Annotated in this window: 15 protein-coding genes; 3 read left to right on the plus strand and 12 right to left on the minus strand. The window is 47.8% G+C overall.

The annotated features are described in order from the left end of the window. Window positions 1-7 precede the first annotated feature (7 nt). The 6 genes from EBB54_RS18710 to EBB54_RS18735 form a co-directional block, all read right to left on the minus strand. Window positions 8-970, minus strand: a complete 963-nt coding sequence (locus EBB54_RS18710) for a carbohydrate kinase family protein (RefSeq protein ID WP_125128526.1) — start codon at window positions 968-970, stop codon at window positions 8-10. Between the two features lie 2 nt (window positions 971-972). Continuing rightward, the gene (locus EBB54_RS18715) at window positions 973-1,809 is read right to left on the minus strand and encodes a class II fructose-bisphosphate aldolase (RefSeq protein WP_125128527.1); all 837 of its coding nucleotides are present in this window, start codon (window positions 1,807-1,809) and stop codon (window positions 973-975) included. 169 nt (window positions 1,810-1,978) lie between these two features. Then, a complete protein-coding gene (locus tag EBB54_RS18720) occupies window positions 1,979-3,028 on the minus strand; it encodes an NAD(P)-dependent alcohol dehydrogenase (protein WP_125128528.1) in 1,050 nt (349 codons plus the stop codon). 110 nt (window positions 3,029-3,138) lie between these two features. Further along, window positions 3,139-4,521, minus strand: coding sequence for an MFS transporter (locus tag EBB54_RS18725; RefSeq protein WP_125128529.1), 1,383 nt, complete (start codon window positions 4,519-4,521; stop codon window positions 3,139-3,141). Window positions 4,522-4,635: 114 nt separating this feature from the next. Next, window positions 4,636-5,331 carry a beta/alpha barrel domain-containing protein gene (locus EBB54_RS18730; protein ID WP_125128530.1) on the minus strand — a complete coding sequence of 232 codons (696 nt, stop codon included), beginning with the start codon at window positions 5,329-5,331 and terminating at the stop codon, window positions 4,636-4,638. A 102-nt stretch (window positions 5,332-5,433) separates the two neighbouring features. After that, on the minus strand, window positions 5,434-6,510 hold the full coding sequence (locus EBB54_RS18735; RefSeq protein WP_004075144.1) for a zinc-binding dehydrogenase: 1,077 nt from the start codon (window positions 6,508-6,510) through the stop codon (window positions 5,434-5,436). Window positions 6,511-6,965: 455 nt separating this feature from the next. Between EBB54_RS18735 and EBB54_RS18740 the strand changes: the two genes are divergently transcribed. Together EBB54_RS18740 and EBB54_RS18745 are read left to right on the plus strand one after the other, a co-directional pair. Continuing rightward, a complete protein-coding gene (locus EBB54_RS18740) occupies window positions 6,966-7,295 on the plus strand; it encodes a hypothetical protein (RefSeq protein WP_193554368.1) in 330 nt (109 codons plus the stop codon). A 3-nt stretch (window positions 7,296-7,298) separates the two neighbouring features. Beyond that, window positions 7,299-8,129 carry a hypothetical protein gene (locus EBB54_RS18745; RefSeq protein WP_125128531.1) on the plus strand — a complete coding sequence of 277 codons (831 nt, stop codon included), beginning with the start codon at window positions 7,299-7,301 and terminating at the stop codon, window positions 8,127-8,129. A 155-nt stretch (window positions 8,130-8,284) separates the two neighbouring features. Here the strand turns inward: EBB54_RS18745 and EBB54_RS18750 are convergent, their stop codons facing one another. The 4 genes from EBB54_RS18750 to EBB54_RS18765 form a co-directional block, all read right to left on the minus strand. Beyond that, on the minus strand, window positions 8,285-9,271 hold the full coding sequence (locus EBB54_RS18750; RefSeq protein WP_125128532.1) for a CPBP family intramembrane glutamic endopeptidase: 987 nt from the start codon (window positions 9,269-9,271) through the stop codon (window positions 8,285-8,287). 19 nt (window positions 9,272-9,290) lie between these two features. Beyond that, window positions 9,291-9,755, minus strand: coding sequence for a DUF3887 domain-containing protein (locus EBB54_RS18755; protein ID WP_125128533.1), 465 nt, complete (start codon window positions 9,753-9,755; stop codon window positions 9,291-9,293). A gap of 99 nt (window positions 9,756-9,854) precedes the next feature. Continuing rightward, window positions 9,855-10,985 (minus strand): sensor histidine kinase, encoded by a 1,131-nt coding sequence (locus EBB54_RS18760; RefSeq protein WP_243127726.1) that lies wholly within the window; start codon window positions 10,983-10,985, stop codon window positions 9,855-9,857. Between the two features lie 124 nt (window positions 10,986-11,109). Beyond that, a complete protein-coding gene (locus EBB54_RS18765; protein WP_125128534.1) occupies window positions 11,110-11,820 on the minus strand; it encodes a LytR/AlgR family response regulator transcription factor in 711 nt (236 codons plus the stop codon). Window positions 11,821-12,070: 250 nt separating this feature from the next. Between EBB54_RS18765 and EBB54_RS18770 the strand changes: the two genes are divergently transcribed. Further along, complete coding sequence (locus tag EBB54_RS18770; protein WP_125128535.1) at window positions 12,071-13,387, plus strand: Na+/H+ antiporter NhaC family protein; 1,317 nt, start codon at window positions 12,071-12,073, stop codon at window positions 13,385-13,387. Between the two features lie 185 nt (window positions 13,388-13,572). Here EBB54_RS18770 and EBB54_RS18775 read toward each other — a convergent pair whose 3' ends face one another. Continuing rightward, window positions 13,573-13,890 (minus strand): type II toxin-antitoxin system RelE/ParE family toxin, encoded by a 318-nt coding sequence (locus tag EBB54_RS18775; protein WP_125128536.1) that lies wholly within the window; start codon window positions 13,888-13,890, stop codon window positions 13,573-13,575. Continuing rightward, window positions 13,880-14,140, minus strand: a complete 261-nt coding sequence (locus tag EBB54_RS18780) for a type II toxin-antitoxin system Phd/YefM family antitoxin (protein ID WP_125128537.1) — start codon at window positions 14,138-14,140, stop codon at window positions 13,880-13,882. The genes EBB54_RS18775 and EBB54_RS18780 overlap by 11 nt, the downstream gene beginning before the upstream one ends. Between the last annotated feature and the right edge of the window lie 116 nt (window positions 14,141-14,256).

The raw sequence follows: 14,256 nt of genomic DNA on the forward strand, positions 1-14,256 counted from the left end.
TCTTTTTTCACGACTGCTGTGCATAGTACTCTTTCATTCTCTCGTCAACCTGCTCTCTCTTCTGCACTCCTGTGGTCGCCCCGATACTCTGTACACTGATGGAGGCGGTCACATTTGCAAATTCCGCACATTCCTTCAAAGACTTTCCTTCCAGGATCGCGGTGATGAAGCCCGATGCGAAGTTGTCACCCGCACCGATGGTATCGATCGCGGTGATGCCCTTCATAGCCGGAACCTCCAGTACGCTCCCATCCTGACTCTTGATATAGCAGCCTTTCTTTCCGGTCTTGATCACTACATGCTGTATCCCGCAGTCCAGGAACCTGTCGGCAATCTTCTCCAGCTCCGTTTCCTCTGTCATGAGACAGGCTTCGTCGTAATTCGGAAAGAAATAGTCTACATATCCAAGTGCCTCTTTGATATCGTCCAGAGTCTCGCCTAATCTTGCCTTGATCATATCCGCACAGATGATCATATCCTGCGCCTTTGCTTCCTGAAAAATCTTCACCAGCGCCCGGCAGTCCAGCAGCGGATTGTTGAAAATGCTCGCCAGTGATAAAAGCCTTGCCTCTTTAAGCCGGGACAGATCCACATCGTCGATGGTCATTTTCCAGAGACTTCCGTTGCGGTTCGTGACAAATGTCCGCTCCCCGTCCGCAGTGACAAGTCCTACGTTGATGGAAGTATCGATGCCTTCCCTCATCCGGATGCCTGAATAGTCAATCCCGTTCTTTTCACAGTGTTCGATGATAAAATTGCCGACCGCATCCCTGCCGACCATACTCATCAGCCCGATCTTGTGCCCGAGACGGGACATGATCGTTGCCTCGTTGATGGCGTCCCCGCCGATGGTCATGGAAATCTGCTGCAAAGGAAATGACTCAATTTCAAACATATCCCGGTTGACAGGCTGCAGAGGAATATCCACGATCGCAGCGCCGACACAGATTGCGTCTAATTTTTTCTCCACGATTATTCCGCCTTTCCGTCATCTCCAAATAAAACGATCTTTTCGATTGCACGCTGTTTTACTGCTGCCCTTACGGCTCTTTCCAGTTCCAGGAACGGCTTGTCCACATTTGCCGCAACCGCGGTCATCGCAGCCTGGCACAGCTCTGTGTGGATGTTGATCTTAGCAATTCCAAGCGAGATTGCCTTCTTGATATCTTCATCACCGATTCCGGATGCTCCATGAAGTACCAGCGGTACGGTCACGGCGTCTCTGACCTTCTCTACCACTTCGAAGTTCAGCTTCGGCTCGGATGTGTAGACACCGTGCTGGTTTCCGATGGCAACTGCCAGAGAATCACAGCCTGTACGCTCTACGAACTCCGCTGCCTGAGACGGATCTGTGTACTGATAGCTTGCCAGCGCTTCCTCGTAAACGGTTTCATTTCCTACATGGCCAAGCTCTGCCTCTACCGGGATTCCCAATGGATGGAAATAATCTACCACTTCTTTTGTAAGGCGGATGTTCTCTTCTAATTCGAATGCGGAAGCGTCTCTCATCACGGAGTTCATCCCATGGGTGTACGCATTCTGCACGATCTCCATGCTGCGGCCGTGATCCCAGTGTGTGATGACCGGTACGGCTGCCTTCTTTGCCATGGAAACCATCATATGGCAGAAATCTTCAAAAGAAGTATTTCCTACAAAACCGGTTCCGAAAGAAATAATCACCGGCGCCTTGGTCTCTTCCGCCGCGTCCATCACTCCCATGAGCATCTCAGCGTTCCAAACGTTGAAGTGCGGGATGGCATATCTTCCTTCTGTTGCTTTCTTTTCCCAATATCTGATATCTGCTAACATTCTTATTCCTCCTGATCTTATCTGACTTTATGTCTGCCGTATCAGGGGCATGTCGTAAGTAAAACCCCTGATACGTTTCTTTTCAATCATTTTCCCGACTTTGAGAAATGATCCTCCCTATAAAATGTCAAACCTGTACTTTACTTCTGTGTTTTTACAGAACGTCCGGTCATTCTGCATCTTCAATCTTAATAACGCCTTTGATGATGTCCTTCTTGCAGTGTACGGATTCTTCAAATGCCTTCTGCACGTCCTGGTAATCATAAACGTGTGTTACCATAGATTTCACATCGAATTTTCCGGATGCGATGGCGTCGATGGTCATCGGATAGTTGTTTGCGTAGCGGAATACGGTCTGAATCGTCACTTCACGGTTGATCTTTAAGAAATCAATCGGCACTTCGCCCGGAATCGTTCCTACGATCATGATCCTGCCGCCCCTTGCGACAATCTGCGGAGCCTGTTTTGCGGTGATCTGGGAACCTGCGGTCTCAAATACGATATCCGCGCCCAGTTCTCCAACCAGCTCTTTACATCTGCTGATGGTATCCTCTTCCATTCCGTTGATGACCGCAGAAGCGCCAAGCTCCTTTGCCATCTCCAGTCGCTTGGGCATCACGTCCACCACTACGATGTCCGTAGCGCCAAGGCTCTTGCAGCCCTGGAGGGTCATCAGGCCGATGCAGCCTGCGCCCAGAATGACGATCTTCTTACCCAGTCTTGCGCCGCCTTCCATCGCCGCATGCATTCCGACCGCAGCCGGCTCTACCAGAGCGCCCTCCATAGTGCTCATGTTTTCCGGGAGCTTATAGGTAAAGTTCTCCGGATGGCACAGATAGTTTGTCAATGCGCCTCTATAGTTTGGCTGGGTCGCCATAAAGTCAACGTCCGGACAGATGTTGTAATGCCCTTCCAGACAGTATTTACATTTTCCGCAGGGTACGCCCGGCTCGATGTTCACACGGTCGCCCGGTTTAAACTTTGTGACCTTGCTTCCGACCTGTACGACAGTTCCTGCACATTCGTGTCCAAGTCCGATCTTCTGATTCGGATCCTTCGGCGGAATGAACGGGCCTGACTCAAATCCATGGACATCGGAGCCGCAGATTCCTACGTACTCCACTTTCAGCATGATCTCATCGTCCTTCGGCACCGGTACGGGCGCGTCTTTGATTTCCATAGTTCCGGGAACAACCAGGATTGCTTCTGTATTTTTCATATCCGATACTTCCTTTCTATTTTTGATATTCGCAGTCAATGTCATCTCCTCACGATCTGTTCCTGACGCATCTGACTGTTGATTTTTATGTAACTGCGAAACGCACTTTTTTATTCCACGTTTCCGATATCCTCAACGGACTCTCCTCTTGTCTCAACACCGAAGATGAATACGCATACCGCAATAATCACAGCTACGATGGTGATCAGGACGAACACTCCGCCGCTTCCCATGGAGCTTGCAACAGATGTTACAAGGAACGGGAAGAAGATATTGCTGACACGGCCCATTGCATTACAGAATCCGGAACCGGAGAGCTTCGCTGATGTAGGCCACATCTCCGGAACGTATACCGCGGATGCATAGCATACATACATGTAAATGATCGTGTTCAGGCAGAAGGTGGAAACGATCAGCGCCGTCATCTCGGTCTGCTGTCCTGTGATGATTCCCAGCACCGCCATGCCTGCCAGCAGGATCACGCCCATGACGCGGCGCGGGATCTTATCCATGATCAGGGATGCAATGAAGATTCCGAAGGGTGCGCCGAACAGTCCGAACATGGTCATGAACTGTGACTGTGAGGTATCATATCCCAGTGATCTCAGCAGGGAAGGCATCCAGTTCATCAATGTATACTGGATCGTATTCATACCGATCAGTACCAGGGAGCCGACAATCGTTCTCTTTAACAGTTTTCCGCGGAACAGTGCGGAGTATGGAAGCTGCTTTACTTCCTTCGGAGCTTCTGTCACCGCCGGGAGCGGTTTGCCTGTGGAGGCTTCGATCTCTTTTTCAATCCTTGTCATGATCTCGTCTGCTTCGTCAAGTCTTCCCTGTGCTTCCAGCCATCTCGGAGATTCCGGGAATTTCTTCGCGATCAGGATGGATGCGACGATGGAAAGGATGGACGGGATCATGTACTGAACTCTCCAGTTCATGTTATAGCTGATTCCGGTCAACGCGATCACAAATGCGATTCCGTTGCAGACCGGGTGTGCCCAGTTGCCGATGAAGGAGTTCCGGCTGGACCATACCCCGCGGTTCCGGCCCGGAACATATTCTGTAAATCCTGCAAACAATACGACCAGAAGTGCGCCCAGCCCGAAGCCCTGTACAAGCCTGAATACATACAGTACGGTGACATTTGGTGAGACCGCGCCGCCGATCATGGCGATGATATGTATAATCTCATATAATAAGATACTTTTTTTCCGGCCGATCTTGTCGCCGATGGGCCCGCCTACCAGCGCGCCGAACAACTGTCCCGCTGTATAAGTCGTTCCCCACATTGCCAGAAGCGCGCTGCCTTCCTCCAGCCAGTGAAGCTCATTCAGAAGGATATTCTGTACCGCGCCGCCGATTCCGTTTGACCAGCATACCAGAAGCGCAAAAGCGGATACCAGCCACATTTTTATATGCCAGCCTGAATTTGGAAGTCGGTCAAGTCTTGCACCGATATTCACGCTCTTTGAATTTGTTTTAGATGCCATAATTCTTTTTTCCTTTCTTTCTCATCCTTTTTATAACTGTATTCTCAGATGGTATTTTTACAGCCTGCATACACGAAGCCTGCTTCCCAAGCTTCCGCGTACGCACTCTATTTTTCAGGATCTGGTACAGGAGGAAAGCTCCGCTTCCACTTCCTTTTCCATGATCTCCCACGCTTTCCGGATATCCTTGTCCTTGTTCCACAGCGCCGGCGGGCCTAACACGACCACGTCTGCCCCGGCCTCATACAGGGGGCGGTATACGCCTGCATTCATGGAGCCGTCCGCTTCAATCAGGAAATCCAGTCCCATTTCTTCTCTCCACTGCACCAGGGTACGGATCTTGTCGTACATCTGGGTGATCACTTTTTGTCCTGCATAACCAGCGTCCACGATCATGATCGTTACTTTGGACAGCAGCGGCAGGTAATGGCGTATCCCTTCCAGGGGCGCAGCCGGATTCATAGCGATGCCTGCCTTACATCCAAGGGAAATGATCTTGTTCAGTGTGACAAAGGCGTCGCTCTCGATGCAGTCCGTATGAGGTGTGATATACTCCGCGCCGGCCTCGGCACAGGCTTCGATGTATTCCTGGGGATGCCGAATCATCAGATGTGCATCCATAGGGGTTTTCACGACCTTTTTCAGGACTGTCATGAAGTCCGGGCCTACGCCGAAGGTTTTTACATAATTGCCGTCCTTGATGTCAATGTGGAGAAAGTCCGCATGTTCATCAATGAACCGTACCTGGTTCTCAAAATCGTACAGGTCGCAGCATCCCATGGACGGCGCCAGCAATAGCTTTTTTTCCATTTTTGTATTCCTCTTTTGGCGGCCGCAGATAAAGTATTTGAGAGGAGGGATCCAAATACCGGCTTACCTGCGGCCATGTCTATGTATATCGGTTCTCAGGGATCAGTCTTCAAAATCATAGTGGAAGATGACCTTGATCGCTTCTTTATTTGCCATCAGTTCAAATCCTTTTTCCCACTCTGACAGCCCGAGTCTGTGTGTGATCATCGGCTGTACCTTGATCTGGCCGGCTTCCAGAAGGCGGATCGCGTTTCTCCAGGAAGTGGAATCATATGCCATATGTCCGATGATGCTCTTGTTCCAGGAAGTAATGTCGTTGATGGAAAATTCCAGCGGCTTGAAGCCCATACCTACGCGGACCACTTCTCCGTTCGGACGGAGCATCTCGATGGCCTGCTTCAGGGCGATGTTTGCGCCGGAGCACTCTACAACCAGGCCAAGATTGTCTCTTCCGCAGATCTCAGTACATCTCTTTACCACATCTTCCTTGGAGCCGTTTACTACATGGGTAGCGCCCAGTTCCTTAGCCACACCGAAACGAACCTTTGTGTCTTCTTCCAGACCGACCATCACGATGTTCACAGCGCCCATGATCCTTGCCACCTGTACTGCGAAAAGTCCTAAGGGGCCTGTTCCGAATACGACTACGTCCTGTCCCGGAAGGAGATGCGCCTGCTGTGCGATTGCCTTGTAGGAGTTGCAGATCGGGTCAAGCACTGCGGCTTCCTCGTATTTTACATTTTCCGGGATTTCCCAGATTGCGTGCTTGTGGATTCTCAGGATCTCGCCTGGAACCTTGCAGTATTTGGAAAAACCGCCGCCCCATGTGTTGTTGTCCAGTCCAAGATTTACCTTGTTCTCGCAACAGAGGAAATCTCCCTGTTCGCAGGCCGGGCAGACACCGCATACATGAGCACTGTTGTCCGATACGACACGTTGTCCTACCTTCCAGTCCTTCACCAGCTCGCCTACTTTTACGATCTCTCCGGCAAATTCATGACCGCGGATGGAATTGAATTCGTCAGAGCCATTGTCCACCTTGTAGTGCTTCATATCGGCTCCGCAGATCGCTGCCGCCTTGATCTCAATGATAATGTCCTCGGGTCCGCATGTTGGTTCCGGTACGTCGATCATCCGATAGCCGCCAAATTCTTTTCCATATCTTGCTAATGCTTTCATGTTCTTCTCCTTTTCTTTCCTGAAAAAATAAGTTCCACTTTCGCTATTTATTTGCTTCTCGCATCTCCCGTTTTCCGGCCGGAAACGTTGTTACTTGATGTACCTATATAGTACTCCTAATCTTTGTTTTTGTCAATTTATTTTCTGTGTTTCAAAAATTTTCGGCATATATCACAATTTATTTTCTGTGTTTAATTGTATATTCTTTATTTTCAAGATCTGTTTTTGTTTATTTTTCACATATTTTCTGTGTTTCAAAATTTTCTGACACTTTCAAACCAAGCAAAAACATCGTGGGAACTCCACGCCCCAGCAGCCTTTGCCTGCACATCGTTTTATTAAAAACATGAAATAAAGCTGAAATAAAATCTGGAAATTGAATTTCTTTTCTAAAGAGTGTATGATAGTTCCATAGAAAACCTGCCGACAGCAGTACCTGATGAAGGAGGACGCATATGTTGCCTGAGAAAAAGTATCCGCTCAGATTATATTACATGTTCCGGGATGAACTCTGCACGATCATTGATGTAGATGTGAAAAACAAAAAGATTGAAGTTACAAACTATGCGGACTATTTTTTGAAACGCGCATTCGGCAATATCGAGCAGCCGACATTTCAGCAGTATGAAGAGTTCCTCGAATCCAGATGCTTTCCGCGGACGCGTGATAAAATGAAGCTTATACTGAAAGATTTAGACCTTCCGTTTTATGATCCTATGCTGATCATAGAAAAGACTGAAGGCCGGATGGCGGAGGACGATTTTTGGATTCGGATTGAGAGGTAATGTATGATTGAATTATTCGAACATGAGAGAATGGAATCAGCGAAGCATTCTTCCAAAGGAAACCAATTAAAATGGAACAGCGGAAGCATCTGGTATAAAGCTGATTATACAGGTTATGAAGGCCTTGCGGAGTACATGGTTTCACATCTTCTTTTATTTTCCTCGTTGGAGCCAGACGAATATGTGCTGTACGATACGGAGCAGATCCAATATAAGGAACAGCTTTACACAGGCTGCAAGAGCCAGGATTTTTTACAGAATGAACTCGATGCCGGAAAAGAATGTCGGCAGATCATCACATTGGAACGGCTGTATCATAATTTCTGCGGAGAAAGCCTTTACAAAAATATTTACCGCTTTCCCGACTATGAGGATCGTTTAAAATTCATAGTGGAACAGACGGAACAGATGACAGGGCTTACGGATTTCGGAGCCTATATGTGTAAACTTCTGACAATTGATGCTTTCTTTTTAAACGAAGACCGTCATACGCATAATATTGCCGTGATCTGGGACGGAGAGGCCGGATATGATTATTGCCCGTTTTTCGACCAGGGAGCGTCTCTGCTGGCCGATACAGCCATGGATTATCCTTTGGGGCAGGATATCATCGAACTGATTCCCCATGCGGCCGCAAAGACATTTTGCAGTTCTTTTGAAGAGCAATTGGATACTGCCGAAAAATTGTATGGGGAAGCACTCTTTTTCTCCTTCGGTGAAAAAGAAATCCAGGACTTGCTGAATCAGGAGCAGATATATCCGGAGAATATCAGGCATAGAGTCTATGATATACTCTTACAGCAGTGCAGGAAATATCAATGGCTTTTAAAGTAACGTAGAAGGGACATATGGGAAATAGCTGTATACCCGCAATACACCGCGGACATACAGCATTTTCCAAAATCATAAAGGCAGTTTTCTGTTAAATTGCATATGTATCTGTAAATCTGCGAAGCAAACAAATTCCCAGCAGTGCGGTTAGACAAATTTCACTCCCGGTATTCCTTCGACGCCAGGAAGCCGCCGAATAAAATCCCATTCACCACAAGCATCGGTATCAGATCCGTCCAGTTCATGGTCTGTCCCTGGATGATGTCTGCACTATACGTCCCGGTTATGATCGGCACCAGGTTATTATTCAGGAAATGCAGAACCACCGGTACCCAGATATTTTCCGTTTTCATATAGGCGTAGGCGAAAAAAATCCCCAGCGTGATACAGGTGATCTGCTGTCCCACCGCACTGATCAGACCGGTTCCCGGGCTGTAGTAGAAGAAGTTCACCGGCAGATGCCAAAGCCCCCAAACCACACCCAGAAGGATCACGCCCCATCGCTTTCCAAAGCGGGACTGCAGCAGCGGCTGCAGATAATACCGCCATCCATATTCCTCCCCGAAAAAGGCGATAAATACCAGGAAGAAATTGATGATCAGAGATCCTGCCATAATCCAAGTCATGGGATTCCCCGCGATCTCTCCCACTGCGGATATCTGCCCGGATACCGCATAGGAAAGAATCGCCCGAAGCAGGTAGAGACCTATGAACAACAGTACACAGAATACAGATGCTTTTATATCCTTCCCCTTCAACCCATAAGCGATCCGCTTTTCCTTCTTTTCCGTAAGCAGCATGATCCACGCCAGTACACTTCCGCCGACCAGGATCAGATTGCAGACTGCCATCCAGGCGATATCCGGCAGGAACACACTTCCGACAGCACTGGCCAGCATCAGTACCGTAACTGCAAGATGTGTAATAAAAAACCGTTTTGGCAGCTCAGCTTTTCCTTTTTCCGTTATCAGATATGCCAGCATGACCCCTGCTGCCGGATACAGCATCTGTGCATTGGGGAATACACTGACATCCAGTCCCTGATCACAGCCAAGCCCCATCGGCAGCCCCATCAAAAATGTGATGCCGTATGCTATAAGCATATAAATACCTAACTGCTTCTTTTCAATCTGTGATAATTTCATTCTCATTTTCCTCCTGATTCTATCGAACTAAAAATTCCATCAGTTCCATGTTTTGATTGATCGTAATATTGAAGCAGATCCTTCCGTCCTCATAATCCGCAACCAGTATGAACCCTGCGTATTCCGCTTCCCCCTCCTCATTCTTGCAGCCCATGGAAACGGTCTTTACGATCTCCCGGAACTTCCCCCGTTTGTCCAGCATCGGATCACATTGTTCCGCAAATTCCTCTGCCGTCAGAAACTCCTGAAATTCCGTACAGCCCATATCCAGGATGCTCTGATAATCCTTCTTATTAAAGCAGTCAATGGCGCACAGCACTTTCTCCTCCATCCCTTCTTTATCAAAGGAATCCGGCAGCTCCGTTCCCAAAGACTGACAGCCTGTCAGCAAACAGATCACCATGGACAGACCCGTCAGCAGTCCTGCCAACCGCTCCAGCAGTCCTGCCAGATCTATCATTCTTTCTATGATACCGCTCATCATGTTTTGACCTCCCCGTATAAACTAAAATACAGTGATCCATACATCCTGCATTCCGAAATATCGCACAATGTCAGGCCCGGATATAAATGCAGCAATGCACTACTCCTCCTGCACCGCAAACAGAAGCGTCACCGAAAAAATCCCTTCCTCTTTCCGGATCTCCATCTCTCCCTGATATTTTTCCAGTGCCTGCCGGACATTCTGCAGCCCCAGCCCTTCATGTCCCGGCTTGGAAGATCTTCCATTTGCCGGACATTCTGCATAGGGATTTTCGATTTTAACGAGGATAAAATCCTGAATCTGTTCTGCACGGATTCTAAGCCAGAACTCTGCGTTTCCTCTGCCTTCCTCCGCCGCATTATCCAGGAGATTGGCAAAGATCGTGGTGATATCCAGATCTGAGATAAAGTCCAGTCCCACGCCACCTAAGCTGCACTGTACCTGATCCTGGGAAAAGGTTTTCAGCTTATCATTCAGCACAATATTGAGCATCCGGTTTTCCGTATAAAATTTCATTCCCATAGAATTAAGCATTGCATGCACATCCTCGATATAAGGTCTGTCCTCGATCCTGCTGCTCTGCTCGATCACATGCAGATGGTTCCGGATATCGTGGATGATCTTCCTGGAACGGTTATAATTCTCCTCCAGTTCTTCATAATACTGCAGCGTCAGCTCCCTCTGCTGCTGCATCATCAAAAGCGAATGCTTCAATTCTCCGCTTTTTGCCACGTCATACCAGAAATACAGGCAGTACAGATTAATGACCAGCAAAAGTGCGGCATAGATCACGATCCAATAATATCCGTATCTGACAAGAAAGATATCGCTTGCCACCAGATACAGGAACAAAAGTACCATACTGGCCACGGGGACGATGATCATCCCGTGGATTTTGATATACTGTACGTCCGCCAGCCTTCTGCGTATGATCATCCGCAGTATCAAAGTTCCCACAAGAAGCAGAAATACCCGTGACACCACCAGGACACTGTATACCACAATCCCTTCCAGCTGCATTACCAGCCAGACATAGCGTGCCGCGAAGGTGGCCGTAAGCTCGGTAGCCAGCAGAATAACGCAGAAGATGATCTGATATGCGATTCCCTGCCTGCCCCGAAAATACAGTAGCCTTGCCATCACAACATAGTAAAGACAGAGCACCCCCATGGTCAGCGTGTCATTCCGCCAGAACATGGGGACAAAAACCGTGACTGCTGCATAGCCCATCCAGCCAAGAATCTTTTTCCAGCGGCTTTCTTCCCGGTCGGAGGGAATGGAACGGACTATGATCCAGGCGCAGCCCACCAGTGACACCAGATCGCCAGGCCAAAAAATATTTGTATCATACTTGTCATGACGTCCCTCCCATTCTTCCTGAAAGATACACGATCAGCTCCTGTTTCCATGCTTTCTGCCGCTTCTGCGCCAGCGGGATCTCCATGCCGTTGTCCAGAAGTATCCTGCCGGCCAAAACATTTTGCACATGCAGCATATTCACCGCAAAGCTCTGATGAGGCATGGAAAAGCCATAGCTTTCCATCCGTTTCGCCACCTTTCCTATTTTTTCTGTCATAGCGTACACCCCATCCGATGTCACGATCTCCACCCGTCGGTTCACATATTCAAAATAATAGATTTTCTCCGCCGGCAGGCATAAAAGTCCGTTCACAGTCTGGAAATCCAGGATGGGTTTGTTTTCGGGCGTGTGTATATAAGAAAATATCTCCTCCAGCACTTTGCAGATTTCAGCCTCCTTCACCGGCTTCAAGAGATATTGGAAGGCATGGACGCCGAACGCCCCGGATACATAATCCTGATATGCGGTCAGGTATACGATCTTCGTTTCCTTATCCCGCCCGCGAATCCATTTCCCGGTCTCAATGCCGTTCATCCCCTTCATGTCAATGTCGAGAAAGACAGCATGATAAGGCGTATATCCCTCTGCCAGGCTTTCGCCGGACTCGAAGCAGTCCACTTGAGCTTCCGGATTCCATCCCCTTATGATTCGGCTGACTTCCTCTCTCACACATCGGTCATCGTCACAGACTGCGGCTCTGAACATCCTCTTCCCCTCCTTCTTCCGAGAGTGCTCTCCCAAAATCACTATCCTAATTTTAGCACATAAAGAAAAATTGTAAATGCAGTTTACCTGATCGCCGAAAATGATGTATTAAATGACTTTATTCTTCTTTTTCTTGTGGAGATTTTCTTCATTTAATGATACAATCATTCTATCATGTATTTTTTGGGAATCTACGGCATTCAGCGCAGTAAGCTTCCCGTATACATTATCAAATCTTGGAGGAATGATCATGCAAAAAAGAAATGGAAAGGCATTGCTGCCTATCGGAGTATTTCTCGTACTTTATCTGGGATTGGGGATCTTATTTGAATATGTTTTGAAAATCCCTATGGGATTCTACAATATCCCGATCGTGGTATCGTTTCTGACTGCGCTTCTGGTGGCCTGTATCCAGAATCCGGAGTTAAAATTTGACGACAAGCTGGAGGTCATGGCAAAGGGCGTGGGGGACAAGAACATCATGACCATGATCCTGATCTTTCTGACTGCCGGTATCTTTGTAGGTGTGGTGGGTCGGAGCAGCGCGGAAAGCGTGGCTTATTTTCTGCTCTCCATCATCCCCGCCCGGTTCTCCGTGTTGGTTCTGTTTATAGTGAGCTGCTTCGTATCTATTGCAATGGGAACCTCTGTGGGCACGATCACGCTGATCACCCCCATTGCGGTATCCGTGGCAAGCGGCTCCGGATTCGGAACCGCGCTCTGCATCGGCGCTGTCATGAGCGGCGCCATGTTCGGGGATAATCTTTCCTTTATCTCCGATACTACCATCGCGGCCTGCAACGGCCAGGGCTGCCAGATGAAGGACAAGTTCCGGCAGAATTTCGGAATCGCTCTGCCGGCGGCGCTTGTAACACTGGTCATCTTTTTCTTAAAGACACTGAACGCTGAAGTGGGGGATGCCATCGTCAAAGAGTACAACCTGGTTCAGATCATTCCCTATGTGCTTGTGCTGTTCGGAGGGATTCTGGGAATCAACGTGTTTGTCGTACTGCTCATCGGTATCGGTTCCGGTTCCTGCATCATGCTTGTGACCGGTGCGACACAGGCAACGGATCTGCTCGGCAATATGGGCTCCGGCGCTTCGGGAATGTTCGAGACCACCATGGTGGCAATCCTGGTATCCGCCATCTGCGCGCTGATCCATGAGTACGGCGGCTTCGCTGCGCTGCTGGCATTTATCAAGCGGATCTTCAAAGGGAAAAAAGGCGGGCAGCTCGGGATCGGGCTTTTAGTAGGCGCCATGGATATCGCCACGGCAAACAATACGGTAGCCATTGTCATGGCCAATCCGATTGCAAAGGAGATGGCGGACGAATACCATATCTCCCCGCAGAAAACTGCCTCGATCCTGGATACTTTCTCCTGCGTCTTTCAGGGTGTGATCCCCTACGGTGCGCAGATGCTGGTCGCAATCTCGGCGGCAACAGAGCTTGGCTTCGAGGTCTCTGCTTTTGACATCATCCCGAACCTGCTCTATCCTTATATGCTGCTCATCAGCTCCCTGCTGTTTATCTTCGTGATACCGGCAAAAAATGACCAGGCATAAAAACAGTATCTATTGGATTCAAATATCCATACAAACAGACCCGGATCGGCCAAAACCCACAGGCCGAACCGGGTCTGTTCTTTTTTTATGAACTGCACTCAGACTTTCTCTATTTTAATCAGCTTGGCATTCAGGCTTTCCACAAATCCTTCCGGAACCATGGAGCCTGCCATTTAGATGCTTACTCACTTCAAATAATTATTCTGATAATTTTCTGATTGATGAAATATCCCCACGACATTTACCGTGTTACCTTGAATATCATATATGATTATATAATTCATATGGGGAACCACCGCTTCATGATAGCCTTTTTGAGCCAGAAGGGTATCTTTGCTAATTGGAAACTGCAATGGGTTTTCTTCCAAGCGACTATATACATTTTCGATTCCATTTAGCAAATGCTTTACTGCAAGTTCATTTTTTAACTGAAAAAATATATAGTATAGAATATGATCAAGCAACTCATCCGCATATTCCGTAATAACCAGTTTATACGTCATATTTTTTCCTCAATTCTGCTAATGCTGCTTTCGCATCTTTTGTCCTGCCTTTTTCAATCTGTTTTTCTGAGATTTCAACATCCTGATACATCAAATTCTTCCGCATAGTATGTTCATACATTTCTATACTCATGATAACCATATCTCCATAACCATTTTTAGTAATATAAATAGGTTCGTCTGCCTTATGACACATATCAGAAATTTTCGAAGTATTTTTTAATTCTTTAATTGGTATAATCTGCGACATTATCCATACCTCCTCATACAAATGTGGATAAATTATACCATAATCAGTCCATATTCTCAATTATATTTGTAAAATACCCGCATTTCTCATATAATCCATCGTTGCTTTTTCCTTTT

Origin of the sequence: Schaedlerella arabinosiphila, from assembly GCF_003885045.1 — a bacterium.
In the GTDB taxonomy this organism is placed as follows: Bacteria; Bacillota; Clostridia; order Lachnospirales; family Lachnospiraceae; genus Schaedlerella; species Schaedlerella arabinosiphila.